Annotated in this window: 19 protein-coding genes; 6 read left to right on the top strand and 13 right to left on the bottom strand. The window is 71.6% G+C overall.

The window, feature by feature from the left end; genetic code table 11:
• Positions 1–523 precede the first annotated feature (523 nt).
• Positions 524–1,327, top strand: coding sequence for a C40 family peptidase (locus BG482_RS13155; protein ID WP_069769171.1), 804 nt, complete (start codon positions 524–526; stop codon positions 1,325–1,327).
• 489 nt (positions 1,328–1,816) lie between these two features.
• Here BG482_RS13155 and BG482_RS13150 read toward each other — a convergent pair whose 3' ends face one another.
• Positions 1,817–3,124, bottom strand: a complete 1,308-nt coding sequence (locus tag BG482_RS13150; protein WP_370745778.1) for a geranylgeranyl reductase family protein — start codon at positions 3,122–3,124, stop codon at positions 1,817–1,819.
• A gap of 97 nt (positions 3,125–3,221) precedes the next feature.
• Here BG482_RS13150 and BG482_RS13145 point away from each other — a divergent pair, with 97 nt between their 5' ends.
• Together BG482_RS13145 and BG482_RS13140 are read left to right on the top strand one after the other, a co-directional pair.
• Entirely contained in the window at positions 3,222–3,728 is a 507-nt protein-coding gene (locus BG482_RS13145; protein ID WP_069769214.1) for a GNAT family N-acetyltransferase, read from the top strand.
• Between the two features lie 119 nt (positions 3,729–3,847).
• Complete coding sequence (locus BG482_RS13140; RefSeq protein WP_069769170.1) at positions 3,848–4,162, top strand: PASTA domain-containing protein; 315 nt, start codon at positions 3,848–3,850, stop codon at positions 4,160–4,162.
• 126 nt (positions 4,163–4,288) lie between these two features.
• Here BG482_RS13140 and BG482_RS13135 read toward each other — a convergent pair whose 3' ends face one another.
• The 4 genes from BG482_RS13135 to BG482_RS13120 are packed head-to-tail and all read right to left on the bottom strand — an operon-like array spanning position 4,289 to position 9,111.
• Entirely contained in the window at positions 4,289–4,984 is a 696-nt protein-coding gene (locus BG482_RS13135) for a demethylmenaquinone methyltransferase (protein WP_069769169.1), read from the bottom strand.
• Positions 4,985–5,016: 32 nt separating this feature from the next.
• On the bottom strand, positions 5,017–6,327 hold the full coding sequence (locus BG482_RS13130; RefSeq protein WP_069769168.1) for an acyltransferase family protein: 1,311 nt from the start codon (positions 6,325–6,327) through the stop codon (positions 5,017–5,019).
• Positions 6,324–8,663: a bifunctional polysaccharide deacetylase/glycosyltransferase family 2 protein gene (locus tag BG482_RS13125; RefSeq protein WP_069769167.1), complete on the bottom strand. Its 2,340-nt coding sequence runs from the start codon at positions 8,661–8,663 to the stop codon at positions 6,324–6,326. The genes BG482_RS13130 and BG482_RS13125 overlap by 4 nt, the downstream gene beginning before the upstream one ends.
• A gap of 19 nt (positions 8,664–8,682) precedes the next feature.
• Entirely contained in the window at positions 8,683–9,111 is a 429-nt protein-coding gene (locus BG482_RS13120) for a hypothetical protein (protein ID WP_079141780.1), read from the bottom strand.
• Positions 9,112–9,417: 306 nt separating this feature from the next.
• On the opposite strand from BG482_RS13120, the gene BG482_RS13115 reads away from it, so the two are divergent.
• Entirely contained in the window at positions 9,418–10,479 is a 1,062-nt protein-coding gene (locus BG482_RS13115) for a chitinase (protein ID WP_069769165.1), read from the top strand.
• Positions 10,480–10,522: 43 nt separating this feature from the next.
• Here BG482_RS13115 and BG482_RS13110 read toward each other — a convergent pair whose 3' ends face one another.
• The 5 genes from BG482_RS13110 to BG482_RS13090 all read right to left on the bottom strand — a co-directional run bounded on the left by BG482_RS13110 (position 10,523) and on the right by BG482_RS13090 (position 16,278).
• Entirely contained in the window at positions 10,523–11,128 is a 606-nt protein-coding gene (locus BG482_RS13110; protein WP_069769164.1) for a hypothetical protein, read from the bottom strand.
• A 7-nt stretch (positions 11,129–11,135) separates the two neighbouring features.
• Positions 11,136–12,335, bottom strand: a complete 1,200-nt coding sequence (mqnC, locus tag BG482_RS13105) for a cyclic dehypoxanthinyl futalosine synthase (protein ID WP_069769163.1) — start codon at positions 12,333–12,335, stop codon at positions 11,136–11,138.
• Positions 12,336–12,409: 74 nt separating this feature from the next.
• On the bottom strand, positions 12,410–13,324 hold the full coding sequence (locus BG482_RS13100) for a prepilin peptidase (RefSeq protein ID WP_069769162.1): 915 nt from the start codon (positions 13,322–13,324) through the stop codon (positions 12,410–12,412).
• Between the two features lie 141 nt (positions 13,325–13,465).
• The gene (locus BG482_RS13095; protein WP_069769161.1) at positions 13,466–15,325 is read right to left on the bottom strand and encodes a serine/threonine-protein kinase; all 1,860 of its coding nucleotides are present in this window, start codon (positions 15,323–15,325) and stop codon (positions 13,466–13,468) included.
• Between the two features lie 95 nt (positions 15,326–15,420).
• Positions 15,421–16,278, bottom strand: a complete 858-nt coding sequence (locus BG482_RS13090; RefSeq protein WP_069769160.1) for a menaquinone biosynthetic enzyme MqnA/MqnD family protein — start codon at positions 16,276–16,278, stop codon at positions 15,421–15,423.
• 288 nt (positions 16,279–16,566) lie between these two features.
• Here BG482_RS13090 and BG482_RS13085 point away from each other — a divergent pair, with 288 nt between their 5' ends.
• The gene (locus BG482_RS13085; protein WP_003974443.1) at positions 16,567–16,770 is read left to right on the top strand and encodes a cold-shock protein; all 204 of its coding nucleotides are present in this window, start codon (positions 16,567–16,569) and stop codon (positions 16,768–16,770) included.
• 124 nt (positions 16,771–16,894) lie between these two features.
• Positions 16,895–17,608 (top strand): class I SAM-dependent methyltransferase, encoded by a 714-nt coding sequence (locus BG482_RS13080; protein WP_079141779.1) that lies wholly within the window; start codon positions 16,895–16,897, stop codon positions 17,606–17,608.
• Positions 17,609–17,704: 96 nt separating this feature from the next.
• Here BG482_RS13080 and BG482_RS13075 read toward each other — a convergent pair whose 3' ends face one another.
• The 3 genes from BG482_RS13075 to BG482_RS13065 all read right to left on the bottom strand — a co-directional run bounded on the left by BG482_RS13075 (position 17,705) and on the right by BG482_RS13065 (position 21,159).
• Positions 17,705–18,379, bottom strand: coding sequence for a hypothetical protein (locus BG482_RS13075; protein WP_069769159.1), 675 nt, complete (start codon positions 18,377–18,379; stop codon positions 17,705–17,707).
• Positions 18,380–18,589: 210 nt separating this feature from the next.
• On the bottom strand, positions 18,590–20,368 hold the full coding sequence (gene kstD / locus BG482_RS13070) for a 3-oxosteroid 1-dehydrogenase (RefSeq protein ID WP_069769158.1): 1,779 nt from the start codon (positions 20,366–20,368) through the stop codon (positions 18,590–18,592).
• A gap of 296 nt (positions 20,369–20,664) precedes the next feature.
• Positions 20,665–21,159: a hypothetical protein gene (locus BG482_RS13065; RefSeq protein WP_069769157.1), complete on the bottom strand. Its 495-nt coding sequence runs from the start codon at positions 21,157–21,159 to the stop codon at positions 20,665–20,667.
• Positions 21,160–21,176: the final 17 nt, after the last annotated feature.

Below are 21,176 nucleotides of genomic sequence, written 5' to 3'. Positions count from 1 at the left end.
AAGTCGTATCAGCAGTGATCTTCATACGCGAAGCGTCAGAGTGATCACAAGAAGTGACATTTTCGCTCGTCATCGCAGGCGACAGGGGGCGTCTCAATATCAAGAGGGTTCCCTTGCATGCAAATTGGAGCTGGACGCGGCGTCCTGGTAGTGACCCGCGTTCACACATCAGAGGGAGCCCCGACTCACGGTGTGGACGCGTGCACGCGTTCACGAGCGGAACGAATGGCACCGCATGCGCGGGACGCCTCCGCTCCGGTAACCGTTCCGTGACCTCCGCCACACCCGTGAGGGCCGCTTAAGAAGCGGGCTTGGCCAACGGTCGTGACCGATGGTAGGCGGCGGGCAATCCGGGCGTAACGACGAAAGCCCATGATCACAGGCTTGATCACCCGCGTCCGCAATGTCCGTTACGGCGTCAATAAAGAACGGCAGAACACGAATTTGCGGCACCCGTTGAACAACTGTGGCGCAGCACACGTTTCTTGTAGGTATGGAGGAGCCCCTGATACCGGTTGTACCCATGTCCCACACCGCTCACATACGCAGCCACCGGAAACCCCGCCGCAGCGCGTCGACGATCGCGATGCGGGCCGGAGTCGCCAGTGGTGTCCTCGGCACGCTGGCCGTCGCCGCAGCAGCAGGCACGGCCAACGCCGCCGAGCCGGTGACGCAGACGCTCGAACTGCCCGTGCTCACCGGTGACCTGGCCGCCCAGGTCGCACAGTCCGCCCAGGCCACACAGCAGGCCGCGGCGAACTACCAGCTGCACGCCGAGCGTGACGCGGCCGCCGCGGCAGCCGCCAAGGAGGCCAACAAGGACCTCGCGCACGCCAAGGCCGAGGCCAAGCAGAAGGCCGAGGCCGCCCGCAGGGCCGCCGCCGAGCGCGCCACGCGCTCCGCCGACCGGACCACGCTGTCCGCCTCGGCGAGCAGCAACACCTTCACCAGCACGAGCAGCTCCCACGCGACCGGTTCGGCCGCGGCTGTCATCGCCTTCGTGAAGGCACAGATCGGCGACGCCTACGTCTCCGGTGGCACCGGCCCCAACTCGTGGGACTGCTCGGGGCTGATGCAGACCGCCTTCAAGCAGGTGGGCATCGACCTGCCGCGCGTCTCGCAGGACCAGTCGACCGCCGGCACCCAGGTCTCCCTGGACAACCTGCAGCCGGGCGACATCCTGTACTGGGGCAGCGCGGGCAGCGCGTACCACGTGGCGGTGTACGTCGGCGACGGCATGTTCGTCGGCGCGCAGAACCCCTCCACCGGTGTGGCGGAGAAGCCGCTGTCCTACGACCCGCCGACCGGCGCGGTCCGGGTGCTCTGACACCCACTCGGCGCGCCCGTGAGGGCGCCGCACACACGCAAGGGCCGCAGCCGCTCGGGGGCAGCGGCCCTTCGGGTTGCCCCCGGCGCGGCCCGGCACGGCCCTCAGCGGGCCCTCAGCGCGCCTGAACGGGCCCGCACGGCCAGGGAGGTGGCCGAGCGGGGGCGAGCCGCCCTGAACCGGGCGGGAGCCCCGAGCCGGATGGGGGCCGCGAGTCGGATGAGGGCCCCGAGTCGGACGTGGCCACGAGTCGGAGGTGGCGCTCCGTCGCGCGCACGAGTTCCGACGCGCCAAGTCGCCGCCGCACCGGGGGCATTCATCCGGACATTCCCCCCTCCATCGGTGCATCGCCTGGGTGACCGGCACATCACGAGAGTGTCCGACATGTCGGATACATCGTCAGTGCGTGGGCAGGGGGCGGGCCGACGGGACGAAGGTCTTCGCACGCCGGGCCGCCGAGCGACGGATCCGCACCGTCCCGGTGGGAGGTCAGGCCTTGGGGGCCACCTTGCTCAGGCCGTTGATGATGCGGTCCATCGCGTCGCCGCCCGTGGGGTCCGTCAGGTTGGCGAGCATCTTCAGGGTGAACTTCATCAGCAGCGGATGGGTCAGACCGCGCTGTGCCGCGATCTTCATGACCTTCGGGTTGCCGATGAGCTTCACGAACGCCCGCCCCAGCGTGTAGTAGCCGCCGTAGGTGTCCGCGAGGATCTGCGGGTAGCGCTGCAGGGCGAGTTCGCGCTGGCCGGGGGTGGCCCGGGCATGGGCCTGAACGATGACGTCGGCGGCGATCTGGCCGGATTCCATGGCGTACGCGATGCCCTCGCCGTTGAAGGGGTTCACCAGGCCGCCGGCGTCGCCGACCAGCAGCAGCCCCTTGGTGTAGTGCGGCTTGCGGTTGAAGGCCATCGGCAGGGCCGCGCCGCGGATCGGGCCGGTCATGTTTTCGGGGGTGTACCCCCAGTCCTCCGGCATGGACGCGCACCAGGCCTTGAGGACCTCGCGCCAGTCGAGTTCCTTGAAGGAGTCGGAGGTGTTCAGCACGCCCAGGCCGACGTTGGACGTTCCGTCGCCCATGCCGAAGATCCAGCCGTAACCGGGCAGCAGCCGGTCCTCACCCGGGCCCCGGCGGTCCCACAGCTCCAGCCAGGACTCCAGATAGTCGTCCTCGTGGCGCGGAGAGGTGAAGTAGGTGCGGACCGCGACGCCCATCGGGCGGTCCTCACGGCGGTGCAGGCCCATCGCGAGGGAGAGGCGGGTGGAGTTGCCGTCGGCGGCCACCACGAGCGGGGCGCGGAAGGTGACTTCGCGCTTCTCCTCCCCCAGCTTGGCGTGCACACCGGTGATACGGCCGGTGCGTTCGTCGAGGATCGGCGCGCCGACGTTGCAGCGCTCGTAGAGGCGGGCGCCGGCCTTCTGGGCCTGCCGGGCGAGCTGCTCGTCGAAGTCGTCGCGCTTGCGGACGAGGCCGTAGTCGGGGAAGGAGGCGAGATCGGGCCAGTCGAGCTGCAACCGCACCCCGCCGCCGATGATCCTCAGGCCCTTGTTGCGCAGCCAGCCGGCTTCCTCGGAGATGTCGATGCCCATGGCCACGAGCTGCTTCGTGGCGCGCGGGGTGAGGCCGTCGCCGCAGACCTTCTCGCGCGGGAACTCGGTCTTCTCGAGGAGGAGTACGTCGAGTCCGGCCTTGGCGAGGTAGTAGGCGGTCGTGGAGCCGGCCGGTCCCGCGCCGACGACGATCACATCGGCGGTGGTCTCGGAGAAGGGCTCGGCGTGGGGCTCGTTCACGGCGGTCACGGCGGGATCTCCCCAAGTTCGGAATCTGCGTGCCGACCGGCACTGGACATGGGCAGTCTATTCAGCAGAAGTGATCACCTGGCTGAAGGGCTGCCCCGTGAACCGAGCTCTGCCCCTGGTACGGCTGCGCGTTCCGACGGACGAGGACGCGGTCGCCTGGCACCGGGTCTTCGACGACCCGGACGTGATGGAGTTCCAGGGGGGCAGATCCGCGGAACTGTCGGTCTACGAGGAGCTCACCGCCCGCCAGCGCCGGCACGACGCCGAACGCGGCTTCTGTCTGTGGACGATGCTGGACCGCGACGACCGGGTGCTCGGCTTCACCGGAGCCCAGCCGTGGCCCTGGGAGTGGGGGCCCCGGGGCGAGATCGAGATCGGATGGCGGCTCGGGCGGCAGCACTGGGGGCACGGCTATGTGACGGCGGCGGCGCAGATGACCCTGGAGCGGGTGCGGGCCGCCGGGGCCCCGGGAGTGGTGGCGATGGTCGACGCGCGCAACGAGCGGTCCATCGCCGTCACACAGCGGCTGGGGATGCGGCTCGCGGAGGTCTTCACCACCCCGGAGCCGGACCGGGAGGGGCGCTGCTACCGGCTCGTCTTGTGACCCTGCGTGGCCGTCGGCTACAGAACGACACCTGACGCTTCCGGACGGCCCCCCGGGCGGTTACCCTGCCAGTACCGCTGGGGGTGACATCTGTGCTCATTCCACCCAAAACACCCGACGTGCGTGTGCCCAGGCTGGTCGGCCTGATGGCCATGGACGCGCGCGAGGCGGCCGCTGCGCAGGGCGTGCTGCTGGCCGCACCGGACCGGCCCGACTTTCGCAACGCGGTCGTCGACCACGTCGTACGGCAGTATCCGCCGCCGGGCGTCGAGGTTCCGCGCGGCGCCGTGGTCACGGTGTGGTTCGACTTCTCCGACGGGGAGGGCGGCGGCGGCGCGGGCGTGCGCGAGCCGCGCGTGCCGAGACCAGGAGGGGGCGGGCTCCAGCGCGAACTGGACCGGTCCCACGACCCTTTCGAGACGATCGTCCGCTGACACGGGACCGGTCGGCCCCGAACCGTGCGGACCGGTCCGCACGGCCCGGACCGCACGGACCGAACCGATCAGTCCCGAACCGATCAGTCCCGGCCCGATCGGGCCGAACCGATCAGGCCGTACCGATCAGGCCTCCTTGAAGCCTCGGTGCAGGGTGACCACGCCGCCTGTCAGGTTGCGCCAGGCGACGTTCGACCAACCGGCCTTGCGCAGATGCTCGGCGAGGGCGGGCTGGTCGGGCCAGGCGCGGATCGACTCGGCCAGGTAGACATAGGCGTCGGGATTGGAGGAGACCGCGCGGGCGACCGGCGGCAGGGCCCGCATCAGGTACTCGGTGTAGACGGTCCGGAAGGGCGCCCAGGTGGGGTGCGAGAACTCGCAGATGACGACCCGGCCGCCGGGCCTGGTCACCCGGTGCATCTCACGCAGCGCCGAGTCGAAGTCCTGCACGTTGCGCAGGCCGAAGGAGATGGTGACGGCGTCGAAGGTGTCGTCCTTGAACGGCAGTCTCGTCGCGTCCCCGGCCGTGAACGGCAGCCAGGTGTGCTTCCTTTTCCCGACCTGGAGCATGCCGAGCGAGAAGTCGCAGGGGACGACGTAGGCGCCGGTCTGCGCGAAGGGGAGCGACGAGGTGGCCGTGCCGGCGGCGAGGTCAAGGACCTTCTGCGCGGGCCGGGCGTCGACCGCCTTGGCGACCTCCTTGCGCCACCTGCGGTCCTGGCCGAGGGACAGCACGTCGTTGGTCACGTCGTACCGTTCCGCCACGCGGTCGAACATCGAGGCGACTTCGTTGGGCTGCTTGTTCAGGGAAGCGCGGGTCACCCGCCCATTGTGGCAGCCCGGCCCCCGCCGGCTCACGGCAGGAGCCTCGGCTTCTTCCGCGCCGCGAGGTCCTCGACCCATCCGCACAGCAGCACGAAGACGCCGATCAGCAGCCAGCCCACGCCGAACAGGAACCACTGGCTGTCCAACGGCAGGTACGTCTCGAACGCGGGGACGTCCCAGAACCGGTCGATCAGCGGCACGGCCAGGATCAGGGCGATCTCGTGCCAGAGGTAGATCGTCACCGCCCGCGCGTTGAAGACGGTCACGATCCGGTTCGTCCGCCTGAACCGCGTGAGCCAGGCGAAGTCGATGCCGAAGTACGCCTTGGCCCACATCAGCGGCATGACGAAGCCGGCGGACCAGAAGGCCTGCGCGAGCGGGTTCTCGTCCAGGTCGTAGGTGCCGGACCCGGCCTGGTGCGTGAAGGCGTACCAGCCGCCGAACCCGATCGCCGCCAGGGACGCGAAGACGACCAGGGCCGGCTTCATCCGCTGCAGGACGCCGTCATGGTGCGCGAAACCGAGCATCCAGCAGAAGAGGTACGTCGACAGGTCCCACAGCGCGGTGCCGACGCGGTTGTCCGGGCCCGCCCACACGAAGGTCAGCACCAGGATCGGCGTGAGGGAGAGTGCCAGGAGGACGGCCGGCGCGAGCCGGAAGAGCCGCAGCAGCAGCGGCGAGAGCAGGACGAACCAGAGGTACGTCCGCAGGTACCAGAGGATCTCCCAGGCCTGCTCGCCCCAGGCGTTGCCCGGCGGGTCGCCCAGCGGCACGACCCAGTAGACGATCTCCCAGCCCGGCATCCAGTCGTGCACCAGCATCGCCAGGACGACGAAGACGCCCCAGAACCAGAACGGCGGCAGGAGCCGGCGCAGGCGGCTCCTGACCACCTTCACGGCCGGCCGCTCCAGGGATTTCGCCATCAGGGTGCCGGCCAGGCCGAACATGATCCCCATGGAGGGGAAGACCATGCCCGCCCAGGCCCAGCCGAAGGTGTGATAGGCGACGACCCTGATCAGGGCGAGGGCGCGAAGGGTGTCGAAGTAGCGGTCACGCTGGGGAGCGGCGGGCCCGACCGGTGGCGCGGCCTCCGTCGTGGGCGGAGGCGCCGTTTCCTCGACGGCGACGGCCTGCCCGTACTCCCTGGGCTCCGCCTGCTCCTGCGGATACGGCTCCTGCGGATACTGCTGGAGCCCGCCGTACTGCTGGGGTTGCCCGTACGGGGATTGCCCGTACGGGGGCTGCCCGTACTGCTGGGGTTGCCCGTACCCCTCGTACCCGTAGGGGTGCTGCGGCTGCTGACGGTACTGATCGCCGTGGCCCTGCTGGTCCCAGCTCATCGGCTCACCCCTGCCGGGGTGCCGACCTCGCCCGTGCGCTTCAGCTTCTGCCAGCGCAGACGGCCCCCGGTGAGGGCGGTGATGCAGGAGTGGATGAGGACGAGGTACATCATCTGGCGGTAGGCCAGCTGCTGCAGCGGCATCATCAGCAGGTAGCGGTACTTCTCGCGGTCCAGGCGGAACGCGTAGGCGGCGCAGCCCAGTTGGATGCCGAGGACCGCCAGCCAGGCCAGCAGGGCCGCCCGGAAGTCGATGAAGATCATCGAGTAGACGGTGAAGACGTCGATGAGCGGGGCGAAGACCGGCGTGACGATCTGGAAGAGCACCACGAGCGGCATGCCCACCCGGCCGAAGCGGCCCGAGGGCCCCTTGTCCGTCAGGGACCCGCGGTGCTTCCACAGCGCCTGCATGGTGCCGTAGGACCAGCGGTAGCGCTGGGACCACAGCTGCTTCAGCGAGCCCGGAGCCTCCGTCCAGGCCCTGGCGTGCTCCTGATAGACGACCTGCCGGCCCGCGCGGTGCATGGCGATGGTGATGTCGGTGTCCTCGGCGAGGGTGTCGTCGCTCATGCCGCCGACCTCCAGAACGGCGTCGCGGCGGAACGCCCCGATCGCGCCGGGGATGGTCGGCATGCAGCGCAGCAGGTCGTACATGCGGCGGTCGAGGTTGAAGCCCATCACGTACTCGATGTGCTGCCAGGCGCCGATGATCGTGTCGCGGTTGCCGACCTTCGCGTTGCCGGCGACCGCGCCGACCTGCGGGTTCGCGAAGGGCTGCACCAGATGGTGCACGGCCTCCGGCTCGAAGACCGTGTCGCCGTCCATCATCACGACGATGTCGTGGCTCGCGCTGCGGACGCCGTTGTTGAGGGCGGCGGGCTTGCCGGCGTTCTCCTGGCGGATGACGCGGACGTTCGTCATGCCGAGGGACGTCGCCGCCGCGCGGGCGATCTCGGAGGTGTCGTCGGTCGAGCCATCGTCCACGACGATGACCTCGATCGGGTGGGTGCTCTTCGCCAGCGACTTCAGGGTGTTGGCGATGCACTCCTTCTCGTTGTACGCCGGGACGATCACGCTCACCGGCCGGGTGATCGTCGGTCCCCAGCTGAAGCGGCGCCTGTTGCGCCGTCTGTGGTGGCGGCGCGCCAGGAGCAGCATCATCCCGAAGCGGCCGAGGACGGCCACGCCGACGACCATCAGTCCCACGGACAGCGTCGGCACGGTCCACTCGGCGAGGGTGACGGCGGCGATGAGGGCCTTGCCCTCGTAGAGGGTCACGCCGGTGGCCTCCCGGTGGGCGGCCTGCAGACGGTCGCCCGTCCCGCCCGTCCCGCCCGTCCCGTCGGGCAGTCCACCGGGCTGCTCCCCCGGCGTCCCCGGCGAGCCGCCAGTCGTCCCCGTCGTGCCGCCGGTCGTCCCTGTAGTGCCGGATGCCGCCGTCGTGCCGCGAGCCGCCGCGTTCTGCTTCTGCAGCACTCCGCTGATGGTGGTGAAGGTGTAGCCCTCGGCCTTCATCTTCTCGATGTACTTCGGCAGCGCCTCGATCGTCTGCGAGCGCTCGCCGCCGGCGTCGTGGAAGAGCACCGACGCGCCCTTGCCGGCCTTCGGCGTGGCCCACTTGACGATCTTCGAGACGCCCGGCCGCTTCCAGTCGTCGCTGTCGGTGTCGACGAAGACGCTGGTGTAGCCGTCCTCGCCGAGCTCCTTGTAGACCGGCCAGCTGTAGTCGTCGATGGCGTCGGTCTCGGAGGAGTACGGGGCCCGGAACAGCGTCGTGGTGATGCCGGCCGCGCCGGCCAGGGCCAGCTGGGTCTGCGTCATCTCGCGCCGGACCCGGGCGGGCGACTGGTAGGAGAGGTCGACGTGGGTGAAGGTGTGGATGCCCACCTCGTCGCCCTGCTGGACCATGTCCTCGACGATGCCCGGATAGCGCGAGACCATCGAGCCGACCAGGAAGAACGTGGCGGGCACGTCGTACTCCCGGAGGATCCGCAGCACTTGAGGGGTCCAGGTCGGGTTCGGGCCGTCGTCGAAGGTCAGCGCGATCGTCTTGTCCGGCACCGAGACGGTGGTGGCCCGGCCGCTGCGGAAGGTCAGGATGGGGCCGCCGTCGAGGACATCGTCGGGGACCTCGCCGGAGGCGGCCCCGGTGCGCACGCGCTGGTCGCCGCCGACCTCGGCGCGCAGATAGCCGTCGAGGAGCATCACGCTGGTGAGCGCGAGCAGAAGCAGCAGGGCGAGGATGACGCGCGGTTTCTGCAGCGCCGCGGCCCTGCCGGCCGCCCGCTCGATGCGGGTCGGGGCGCGGCGGCGGCCGCGGGAGGTGGTGGTCGTCATGGAAGTGGCTGTGCTCCGGTCAGTTGGCGGCCGTGGCGGCGGTCGCCGTCGCAGGCGCGGTCGCGGTCGGGGCCTGGCTGGGTGCCTCGCCGGTGGCGACGCCCGCGGGCGGGGCCCCGGTGGGCCGGGCGGGCGGGGTGCCGGCACGGCCCTGCGGCTGGATTCCGCCGGGGCCGGAGTTCTGGGCGTCGCGCGGGCCCCCGTTGCCGAAAGGCAGCAGCGAGGACGGGGTCAGCGAGGTGCCCCAGCCCATGAACGCGGCGCCGAGGACGGCCGCGTACGCGAGACAGCCGACGCCCAGCAGGAGACCGACCCGGCGCAGCAGCTTCGACCTGCGTCCGGAGTTGTCAACGAACACAGGCCCCTCGGCGGAGCCGTCGTCACGTTTGCGGCCGCGACGGCTGCCGCGAGCGGCGGCACGGCTTTCGATGGCAGGCTCGGATTGCATTCCCCGGATATTAGGGAGCCTTTATGTGGCGCAAACTCTGCACTGCTTGTGAGAGGCCGATGAGAAACGCGTGAACCTGTCCTTTGCCTGAGAGATTCATGGAAATCCTGCGCGACCCCGCCCGCCACGGGACGCTTGATCGTCCCTTTTGGGCAGGTGGATATCACCTTTTGCACGCTTGCGTCCATGAACCGACTGTGTGCCCACTGTTACCGCGCGATCCGCCCCCATGTGAGACATTCCCTTTTCGGAAGCACGCATTGTTTCCGGCCTGGAACAGAAGTCACGAGAGCGGGTGCATACGCAATGAGGGGTTTCCTGATGCCGACGGCCGGGGTGACCTGCCTGTTCGCCTTGGCCGTCACGGGATGCTCCACGGAATCCGGCAGCGCATCGGACGCTGCGCCCCCGGCCACCGGACGGACCGGCGGCAGTGCCGGCAGTACCTCTCCACGGGACGGCGCCGCGCCGTCGGACGCCGACGCCTCCGGCCCCTCCTACGCGCCGTACGTGAGCGCGGTGGAAGCCTCGGACAACGACTCGGCCGGCTCGCCCACGGCGTACAACCTGGCCTTCGTCATCACGGGCGGCAGCGCCTGCACACCGACGTGGAACGGCACGAACGTCATCGGCGACCCGGCCGTGAAGTCCCGCGTCTCCGCGCTGACCAAGTCCGGCGCGACGGCGCGCGTCTCCTTCGGCGGATCCTCCGGCACGGAGCTCGCGGCCTCGTGCGACAGCGTCTCCGAACTGACACAGGCGTACGGCGAGGCGCTCGACGCGGCCGGCTCCAGCCAGGCCGACTTCGACGTCGAGGGCGACGAGCTGACCGACTCCGGCTCGGTGGCCCTGCGCTCCCGGGCGATCGCCGCGCTGCAGAAGGAACGCCCCGGCCTGGAGGTCTCCTTCACTCTTCCGGTGATGCCCTCCGGGCTGGACTCCGACGGACTGGCGCTGCTGGCGTCCGCGAACAAGTACGACGTCCAGGTCTCCACCGTCAACCTCATGACGATGAACTACGGCGAGTCGTACGCCGGTGACATGGGCGGATACGCGATCACCTCGGCGACGGCGGCCCAGGCGCAGTTGAGGAAGGTCTTCGGCACGACGGACGCCGAGGCGTGGAAGGGCATGGCGCTCACGTCGATGATCGGGACCAACGACGTCGACGGCGAGACGTTCTCCCTCGCGGACGCGGCGCAGGTGCGGGCGTTCGCCGTGGAGAAGGGGATCTCCTGGGTCTCCATGTGGTCGACGTTCCGGGACCAGCAGTGCTCGGCGGCCGACTCGGCGAAGGACGACGCCCTGACGAACTGCAGTGGGGTGAAGCAGAGTTCGGGCGCGTTCGCGAAGGCGTTCTCGAAGTAGCCGACCGGTGGGCCGCAGAGGGAGGCCCGCCTCGGGAAAAGCGTTACCGGCGTCGGTACACGAGGCGGCCGTCCACCACCGTGGCGACGCACGTGCCCGCGCCGCGCTCCGCGAGCTCGGCCTCGTCCCGTACGTCGAACACGGCGAACCGGGCCGCGCTGTGCCGCTCGCGCGGGGACGCGAACTCCACCGGCAGCCCGGCGGCGTACGGGTCGAGCGAGGGCGACCCGCCGGGCCGGCCGATCCGGCCCAGGACCGCCAGGCCGGTGCGGTGCACGGCGTCCCGCACGGCACGGTTGCGCAGTTCCTCGCAGGCCGCCCGGACCGTGCCGTGCGCCAGCATGCGCTGAACCCCGCGCCGGGCGCTCGCGCCCCAGCGGGCGTCGTCCATGGCGAGCGCCGCCAACGCGTCCCCGGTCAGCGGCTCGACGCCCAGTTCGTCGGCCTCCCGCGGATCCGGGTGGTACGCCTCCTCCAGCAGCTCGTTGCCGTGCAGGTTGATCAGACCGGGCGTCAGGATGCCGGGCCACGTCCGCACCCGCGCGCCCGGGTGGGCGGCGAGGAGTTCCTCCGGCGATCCGGCGTCGGCGATCCAGGCGCCCTTGACGGCGAGCGCCCGGCCCCGGGAATCGGCGTGAACGGTCAGCATGCGAAGCCTAGTTGGACGTGAGGAGCTTCAGCTCGGGGTGCGCCGTGCCGCCCGCGATCGCCGTCGACGAGATATGGGACATGACCCGCTCGTCGACCGGGTCGTTCGCCGGGTCGTCGTGGACGACGAGGTGCTCGTACGTCGTCGCGCGCTGCGCCGGCACGCGGCCCGCCTTGCGGATCAGGTCGATGATCTCCATGCGGTTGGAGCGGTGCTTGGCGCCGGCCGACGAGACGACGTTCTCCTCCAGCATGATCGAGCCGAGGTCGTCCGCGCCGTAGTGCAGGGAGAGCTGGCCGACCTCCTTGCCCGTGGTCAGCCAGGACCCCTGGATGTGACGGACGTTGTCGAGGAACAGCCGAGCGATCGCGATCATCCGCAGGTACTCGAAGAGGGTCGCCTGGGTGCGGCCCTTCAGATGGTTGTTCTCGGGCTGGTACGTGTACGGGATGAAGGCACGGAAGCCGCCCGTGCGGTCCTGCACGTCACGGATCATCCGCAGGTGCTCGATGCGCTCGGCGTTGGTCTCGCCGGTGCCCATCAGCATCGTGGACGTCGACTCGACGCCCAGCCCGTGCGCGATCTCCATGATCTCCAGCCAGCGCTCGCCGGACTCCTTGAGCGGGGCGATGGCCTTGCGCGGACGTGCGGGGAGCAGCTCGGCGCCGGCGCCGGCGAAGGAGTCCAGGCCGGCGGCGTGGATACGGGTGATGGCCTCCTCGACCGTCACCTCCGAGATCCGCGCCATGTGCTCGACCTCGGACGCGCCCAGCGAGTGGATCACCAGCTGCGGGAACGCCTCCTTGATGGCCGCGAAGTGCTTCTCGTAGTACTCGACGCCGTAGTCCGGGTGGTGCCCGCCCTGGAACATGATCTGGGTGCCGCCGAGCTCGACGGTCTCGGCGCAGCGGCGCAGGATGTCGTCGAGGTCGCGCGTCCAGCCCTTGGCGGTGTCCTTGGGAGCCGCGTAGAAGGCGCAGAACTTGCACGCCGTGACGCACACGTTCGTGTAGTTGATGTTCCGCTCGATGATGTACGTCGCGATGTGCTCGGTTCCCGCGTACAGGCGGCGGCGTACGGCGTCGGCGGCGGCGCCGAGCGCGTGCAGGGGCGCGTCGCGGTAGAGGTCGAGCGCCTCCTCCGGAGTGATCCGCCCACCGGCGGCGGCACGGTCGAGGACGGACTGAAGGTCGGCCTTCTCGGTCACCGGGAGCGTCCCTTTCGTCAAGGGTTGTGGACGGACCCGAGCCAGCCTACGCCAGACGTTTCGACGCCCGGGCCTCAGGCCGCGTACGCGCCGACCAGCAGCCCCACGAGCGTCCCGACGAGCAGGAACGGTCCGAACGCGATCAGCGTCTTGCGTCCCGTCCGCCTCACGACGACCAGCACGCCCCCGCACAACGCCCCCGTCAGGAACGCCGCGAACGTGCCCAGCATGACCGTGGGCCAGCCGTACCAGCCGAGGACGGCGCCGGCCCCGAGCGCCAGCTTCACGTCGCCGAAGGCCATGCCTCCGGGGTTGATCAGGTGCAGGACGAGGTAACCGGCGCCGAGGGCGAGCGCGCCCAGCAGGGCCGTCGTCCAGTCGCCGGCGTGCTCGGGCAGCAGCGCGGCGGGACCCAGCAGGACCAGGGCGGCGGCCGCGAGCGGGAGGGTGAGCGGATCGGGCAGCCGGCGCACCCGCAGGTCGACGACGCCGAGCAGCACCCCGGCCGGCGCGAGCACCAGCCACACGGCCAGTTCGGGCCGGACGCCGGTGGCGAGGGCGAGCGCCGCGCAGACGACGGCGGTGAGGACGGGCAGCAGGACGCCGCCGGGGGCGTACTCCTCCGCGAGATCCGGCTCATCCGCTCCAGCCGCTCCGGCCGCTCCGGCCGCTCCGGCCGCTCCGGCCGCTCCGGCCGGTCCCGCCAGTCCTTCCGGTCCCGCCGAGCCGGGAGGACTGGCAGGACCGGCCGGTCCCGCCGAGCCGGGAGGACCGTCGCGTACGGCGCGTCCGGCGCATCGGGCGCATCGGGCCCGTCCGAGCCATCCCCGGATCGGGTGGCCGGCCGGGCAGTCCGTCCGCCAGGCGCCGTCGGCCTCCTCCCACGGCGTGGAGAACCGGTAGGCCGCCCGAGGCAGCAGTGCCCCGGCCACGGCGCCCCACAGCGCGGCGACGGCGGCCAGCGTCAGGTCGTCGGGAGGTGTGCTCATCGTCAGCGATCGTAGGGATCCGCCGGGGGCACGGCCACGGGGTCCACCCGGAAGTCGCCCCGGAAGTCGCCCCGGAAGTCGCCCGGGGGGCCTGCCCCGGTCGACGCCGACTCGACTCCCAGGTCGACGCCGACTCGACTCCTAGTCGACCCGGGACATGCGCGCGACCGGATTGCCCTCGGCCGCGCTGTCCGAGGCGTAGGTCAGGTCGTCGCCGGTCGGGGTGAGCCGGATCGTGTGGGCCGTGGGGTTGCAGCCGCCGTGGTTGCTCTTCGCGCCGACCGACGTGGCGACGACGTCCTTCTTCGTCACCTGCTTCAGCGTCAGCACGTCGAGGCAGACGCCACCGAGCACGTCCGTCTGCCGCAGCTCTCCCAACTTCTGCCCGACGTCGGCCCGTTGGACGGTCACCCGGAACGTGCCCATCGGGAGGGAGCCGCCGAGGCCGGTGCCCTGGCCCTCCCAGGTGCCGACATAGCGGGCCGGGAGCGCGGTCGGCGTCCCGCCGTCGCTGGGGGCCGGGGTCTCGGCGGCCGCAGGCGGCGAGGAGTGGGCGTCGCTGCCGGAGGCGGAGCCGTGGTCCCCGTCGCTGGGAAGCAGGTCGAACAGGAACACCGAGCCGACCGTCACCACCGCCAGCGCTCCCGCGACCGCGAGCGCGACACTGCAGCTCAGGCGTCGTCCGCGGCCGCCCTCGCCCGGCGTGGCGGTGGCCGCCACGGTGACGGACAGCCGTCCGGGGCGCCCGGCTCCGTCCACCGTCGGCTCGGCGTCCCGCGGCGCGGGCACGGCACCCGCAGCGTCAGCCGGAGCGGCGGGCGCCCGGTCCATCACCGGCGGCGGCCCGAACTCCCCCAGGGACGCCGAGGACCCGCCCCGGGACCCCGCGAACCCGCCTCCGGCCCCCGACGGTTCGCCCGACCTCACCGCCGGACTGCTGAACTCCACCGGGCCGGACACCGACGGGCTCCCCCCGGAGCCCGCCCTCACCTCCGGGCCCGCGTCCGTACCGTGGCCCGAACCCGTCGTCGCCGCCGCCCCCGTCGCCGCCCCCGGCCCCGTGCCGGTCCCCGGTTCAGCTCCCGCCCCCGTTCCCTCCAGGTTGAGGAGCTGGACGGCGCTGCGGCTCACCTGTGCCACCAGGGGGCCCGGCAGCCAGCCGGAGGCCACCAGCCGGCTCGCGCCCTCGGGTGCGAGGCGCGCGGACATGTCGGCAGGCGCCGGCCGAGCGGTCGGGTCCTTGGCGAGACATGCCTCGACCACGGCCCTCAGTTCGCCCCGCAGAGCGTCCTGCGGACTCCCCAGCTCCGGCGCCTCGTGGACGACCCGGTAGAGGAGGGCGGCCGAGGAGTCGCCCGGGAACGGGGGCTTTCCGGTGGCCGCGAACGCCAGGACCGCGCCGAGGGAGAAGACGTCGGCGGCGCCGGACGCGCCCCGGCCGAGGATCTGCTCGGGGGCCATGTAGCCGGGCGAGCCGACCGAGACGCCGGTCGAGGTGAGCGAGGCCGTGCCGTCGATCGCACGGGCGATGCCGAAGTCGATGAGCAGCGGGCCGTCGACGGTCAGCAGCACGTTGGACGGCTTCACGTCCCGGTGCACCAGGCCCAGGGCGTGCACGGTCGCCAACGCCTCCGCCAGGCCGGCGCCCAGCACGCGCACGGAGTGTTCGGGCAGCGGCCCGCCGCCGGAGGCGACCGCCGCGGCGAGCGAGGGCCCGGCCACGTAGCCGGTGGCGACCCAGGGCACCGCGGCCTCCGGGTCGGCGTCCAGGACGGGCGCGGTCCATGCGCCGCCGACCCGTCGTGCGGCCTCGACCTCACGCCGGAAGCGGGCGCGGAACTCCTCGTCCAGCGCGAGGTGCGGGTGCACGATCTTGACGGCGACCGTGCGGCCGCCGACGCTGCGGCCTAGATAGACGCGGCCCATCCCGCCGGAGCCGAGCCGGCCGAGCAGCCGGTAGGGCCCCACGGTCGTGGGTTCGTCGTCTCCGAGCGGCTGCATGGGCGTCCACCCCTCCCCCGTGAGGGCCCGCGGGCCCCGTCGACCGCGGGCCGCGGCCCGTGGCCGGATTCGGTGCCCGCGGGCTGTGCAGCAGACTACGCAGAACGGGGCTGGAGCAGTTCCACCTTGACGTCGGCCGGGAAACCCGTCGTGGGTCCGACGCGGCGGGCGAACTCGGTCACTGCGGCCAGTTGGGCCGGGCCGAACCGGAAGTCCAGGGTGGTGAAGTACTGCTCCAGGACCTGCTCGTCGAACTCCTCCCAGCGGGCCGCCTGCTCCGCGACCTTGCCGACCTCGTCCAGGGAGAGGTTGCGGGAGTCGAGGAAGGCCTGGTGGACCTGGCGGGTGATGACGGGCTCGCGCTCCAGGTACTCGCGCCGGGCCGCCCACACGGCGAAGACGAAGGGCAGGCCCGTCCACTCCTTCCAGAGCGCGCCGAGGTCGTGGACCTCCAGACCGAACCGCGGTCCGTCGAGCAGGTTGGCCCGCAGCGCCGCGTCGCCGATGAGGACGGCGGCCTCGGCCTCCTGCATCATCAGGCTGAGGTCGGGCGGGCAGGTGTAGTAGTCGGGCTGGACGCCATATCGGTCGGCCAGCAGGAGCTGGGCCAGACGCACCGAGGTGCGGGAGGTGGAGCCGAGGGCGACCCGTGCGCCGTCCAGCTCCTCCAGCGGGACCTGGCTGACGATCACACAGGACATCACCGGGCCGTCGCAGCCGACGGCGATGTCGGGGAAGGCGACCAGGTCGTCGGCGTTCTTGAGGAACTCGACGAGGGTGACGGGCCCGATGTCGAGCTCGCCGCGCACCAGCCGCTCGCTGAGCTTCTCCGGGGTGTCCTTGGTGAGCTCGAAGTCGAGGAGGGTGCCGGTTCTCGCGAGCCCCCAGTAGAGGGGCAGGCAGTTGAGGAACTGGATGTGGCCGACGCGCGGCCGGGTGCGAGAATTGTCCACATCGCGAGGCTAGACCCCTTCGGGTACTGTCGGGACTTCGCCCCCCGAGTCAACCCCTTTCCGGGATCTTCAAACGTCCGGGTGACGTGATCTTGACCTCTATTGCTTTCGGGTGCCTGCATGCTAGGCTCGCCGCAAGTTGCAGTTTGGTTTCCCTTGCAGTACAGAGCCTGCGGAGCATGTAACCGCGGGCTCTCGTCGTTTTCAGACGTATGCAGTTGTGCGGCACTTGCTTTCACGCTTGCAGGGTTCTGGAGCAGGGCAACCCTTTGGGCCCAAGGAGGGCTTATGGCTACCGGAACCGTGAAGTGGTTCAACGCCGAAAAGGGCTTTGGCTTCATCGCCCAGGAAGGCGGCGGCCCCGACGTCTTCGTCCACTACTCCGCGATCAACGCGCAGGGTTTCCGTTCGCTCGAGGAGAACCAGCAGGTCTCCTTCGACGTGACGCAGGGCCCGAAGGGTCCTCAGGCGGAGAACGTCACCCCCGTCTGATCTTCACACCCTGAGATCGCAAGTCTCTGAGAGCAGTACCCAAGGAGCCCTGTGCCTTTCGGCACGGGGCTCCTGCCTTTACGCCTCCTGCCGTTGTCAGTGCCGGCTCCTAGGCTCCCTGCCCATGACCGACATCACAGCGTCCGCCTCCGGAGTGCCCGTCCCTGCCCCCGCCCCCGCCTCCACCCCCGCCTTCGTCGCCGCCACCCGCACCTTCTACGACGCCATCGCCGAGGACTACGCCGACCACTTCCGCGACGAGCTCACCTCCAGGCCGCTGGAGCGGGCCGTCCTCGCCGTGTACGCGGAACTCGTCGGGACCGGTGGCCGGGTGGCCGACCTGGGGTGCGGTCCCGGCCGGACCACCGGACGCCTCGCCTCGCTCGGCCTCGACGTGTCCGGGCTCGACCTGTCGGAGTCGATGCTGGCGATCGCCCGGCGCGAGAACCCGGGGATCCGCTTCGAGCAGGGGTCGATGCTGAAACTGGACCTCCCCGACGGCGCCCTCGCCGGGGTCGTGTCCTTCTACTCCACCATCCACACCCCTGTGGACGAACTGCCCGCCCTCTTCACCGAGCTCCACCGCGTCCTCGCCCCGGGCGGGCACCTCCTGCTGGCCTTCCAGGTGGGCGACGAGCCCCGCCGCCACGACCGCCCCTGGGGCCGCCCGGTCACCCTCGACTTCGAGCGCCGCCGCCCGGAACAGATGGAGAAGCTGCTGGCGGGGGCCGGTTTCGCGATGCTGTCGCGCACGGTGCGCGAGCCGGACGCCGACCTCGCCGAGCGGGTCCCCCAGGCCTTCCTCATCGCCCGCAGGCCGCTCGCCCCGACGCCCTAGACGTCGCGTCCTGCGGTAGCGCAGGACAGTCGTGGGGCTCGCGTCAGGGCTGGCTCACCAGAGCGAGCGCCGCCGGGGCGGGCGGCCCGGCCGCCGTCAGCGGGCCAGATCCGTCAGCGAAGCGTGCAGCGTCTCGCGCAGCCGCCGCATCTGCTCGGGGGCGTAGGTCCAGCTGTCGTACTCGTTCTGGACGAGCAGCCGGCCACCGAAGCTGGCGACACCGATCTTGGGGGGCATGCCCGGCGCGTTGGCCGTCCCGCCGAAGCGGAGCAGTTCCAGGTCCTCGGGAACGGGGTGCGCGGGGATCCGGCCGACGTTGGAGATCCCGTAGCTGACGACCGGGACGGGCACCGCGATCCCCTGGGCGCCGGCCCTGAGCGCGGCCAGCAGGAAGCGCTCGGGGTCCCGCCGGGCCAGCGCGCCGGCAACCTGGTCGGCCACCTCCCGGCCCACGCTCTCCGGACGGTCGTCGTGGCCGACGGTCAGCGTGGTCTGCAGGCCGGTGATGCAGTTGAGCACGGTGCTCAGGGGCAGTTCGGGTGTCAACCGGGTCCGCAGATCGACTCCGTGACCGCAGGTCATCGCCAACGGCCCTTCCTCCGGTGCGAGTTGAGTGCGGACCGCGGTCAGGACCAGCCCTGCGACGAGGCTGTTGACGGTCACCTCGCGAGCCCGTGCAGCGGCCACCAGGGCGTCGGTGGTATGCGCGGCGAACTCCAGTCGGTCGACCACGAAGCGGCGCGTCGCGGCCGGCCGGTCGGGGCGCCCCACACCCGCGCACCTGGCCCTCCCGGCCACCCACCAGCGAGATCATGCGCACCATCGTCGCCAAGTCCATGGGGCTCTGACACCGCCCGTAGACGGCCGCCGGGCGGGAGACGCGAGAGGGGGGCGGCGACGCTCCCCTCTTCGCGTGCCCGCGGCTGCATCCAGATCCAGGCCCTCGTTCTGCTGCTGTCCGGCGGTGTCCGGACAGCGCGCTCAGAGGGCCCCGGCGAGGTCGAGGGCCGCGATGTGGCCGAAGGTCATCGCGGGTCCGATCGTCGAGCCCGCGCCCGCGTAGCTGTGCCCCATGACGGCCGCACCGGCGTTCCCGGCGGCGTACAGGCCCCGGACGACCGATCCGTCCGCCCGCAGCACCCGCGCGCGGGCGTCCGTGCGCAGGCCGCCCTTCGTGCCGAGGTCGCCGGGGACGATCCGGAAGGCGTAGTACGGAGGCAGCCAGAGAGGCGCGAGGCAGGAGTCGGGGAGGACGGAGGGGTCCGTGTAGTAGTGGTCGTAGGCGCTGTCGCCCCGCCGGAAGTCGGTGTCCCGGCCCTTGAGGGCGAGGGCGTTGAAGCGGTCGACCGTGGAGCGCAACGCGGCGGCCGGGACGCCGATGGACGCGGCGAGCGCGTCGAGGTTCCAGGCCTTGCGCACCGCTCCCGAGGAGTACCAGTCGGCGGGGAACGGGAGGGTCGGAGCGACGTCCTTGAAGAGGTACCGGTCCCGGTAGTTCTGGTCGACGACCAGCCACGCCGGGATGTCGGGGTCGGTGGGGTCGAGGTCGTACATCGTGTGCACCACGTCGCTGTAGGGGCCGGCCTCGTTGACGAAGCGGGAGCCGGCCCGGTTGACCAGCAGGCTGCCGGGAAGGGTGCGTTCGGCGAGACAGAAGTAGGGTTCGCCGGGGAGCGGGATCGCGGGCCCCCACCAGGCGTCGTCCATCAGCGCCACCGCCCCGCCGGCGCGCTGGCCGGCGCGGATCCCGTCCCCCGTGTTCTCCTTCGCCCCGACCGTCCACGCGGTGCCGATCGGCTGCCGCTGGTACTGGGCCCGCATCGCCGCATTGTGCTCGAACCCTCCGGAGGCCACGACGACACCGCGCCGGGCCCGCACGAGCCCCGGCGTGCCGTCGCGGGTGACGACGGCCCCCGTCACCGTGGCGCCCTCGATGTGCAGATCGGTGAGCGGGGTGTTCAGCCACACCGGCGTCCCCGCGGCGAGCAGACCGGCGCGCAGGCCCGCGGCCAGGGACTGCCCCATGGTGAGCGGCTTCTGCCCGAGCAGGGCCGCCCTGGTCCCCCGCGCCAGACATTCGGCGGCGACGGCGGCCCCTTTGACGTTCACGGCGGCCAGCGCGAGCCATTTGTAGTCCGCGCTGAACACGACCATGCCCGCGGGCACCGCCATGTACGGCGGGTTGAGGCGGGCCAGTTCGGCTCCGAGGAGGTTGCCGTCCAGCTGGTCGGGCTCGACCGAGCGGCCACCGGGCAGACCGCCCGGAAGCTCCGGGTAGTAGTCGCTGTACCCCTCCATCCAGCGGAAGCGCAGCGGGCTGTTGGCCATGACGAAGGAGAGCATGGCGGGCCCGTGAGCGAGAAAGGCGGCCTGCCGGTCCGCGGGGACGTCCGCGCCGACCACGGCCGCCAGATAGGCGGCCGCCTTGGCGGGTGTGTCCGGGACCCCGGCGGACAGGATGACGGGGTTGTTCGGGATCCAGATCCCGGCCCCCGAGCGGGCGGCGGACCCGCCGAACGTCGGCGCCTTCTCCACCACCACACAGCTGAGGCCATGCCTGGCCGCCGTCAGCGCCGCCGTCATCCCGGCGGCGCCGGAGCCGATGACGACGACGTCGTAGGCGCCGAGGTCGGGGAGGTCGGCGGCGGTCGCCGGCCGGCCGACGGCGGTCAGCGCCAGCCCCGCGCCGGCCGAGGCGCCGAGCACCGCCCGCCGGGACGGAGGGCCGGCGTGTCTCACAGGATCCGCGCTCGTGGTCATGGCCGCTCCAGCCCGCTGGGAACGAATGGATGGATTCGGGTGCGGAGACCGGAATGTCGCGCGAGGGTCTTGTGAAGTCAAGGGCCACGCGACGGCCGGAACTTCTCCCCCGGCCCCGCCCGCTCCCGCCTGTCCCGCCCGCTCCCGCCTGTCCCGCCCGCTCCCGCCCGTCCCGCCGGTCCAGCTCAAGCCCGCCGGCTCCCGCTCGCCCCACCGCAGCCCGGTCCAGCGCCCCCCTCCCGCCCGCACGCCCCTTCCACCCCTTCAGCTGCTCCCGTCCTCCCCCCTCACACCCCTCACACCCCGAGCCCGGCGGGTGCGGGGCCCAGAGGGTCCACCGTGAGGGCGGTCGGTGACCCGAGGGCCGCCTCGTACGCCGGCCGCCCGAAGGCGAACGGACCGAGCGGCAGCTCGCCCCACTCCTCGCGCTCGGGCTGGCGGAAGGCGGACCAGGCGACCGTCACGGGAGTCGTCTCGACGCGCGCCGTCAGGGGCCAACACTGCCAGATGCCGCAGAGGCAGCCGAGAAGGGGGATCCGGCCCGCCGTGCGCAGGAAGGGGGGCTCGGCGAAGTCGAGGACCCCCAGGCCCTCGTGCTGACGCCAGATCAGCTCGGCCGACTCGCGCTCCTGGTCCTCGAACTGGTCCTCCAGTTCCGGACGCCACAGCTCGCGCGTCGCCCAGGCCGTGCGGGCGCGCAGGTCGACGCCGTCGACGCGGACGCCCCAGGCCAGGGACGGGCCGCCGTCCCGGGGATAGTGGAAGAACTCGATGGCGTTCACGGCCTGCATGCTTCCCGGGCCCGGCC

This window comes from Streptomyces sp. LUP30 (genome assembly GCF_001746365.1).
GTDB lineage: Bacteria > Actinomycetota > Actinomycetes > Streptomycetales > Streptomycetaceae > Streptomyces.
This window is presented reverse-complemented; position numbering and strand designations above follow the sequence as displayed.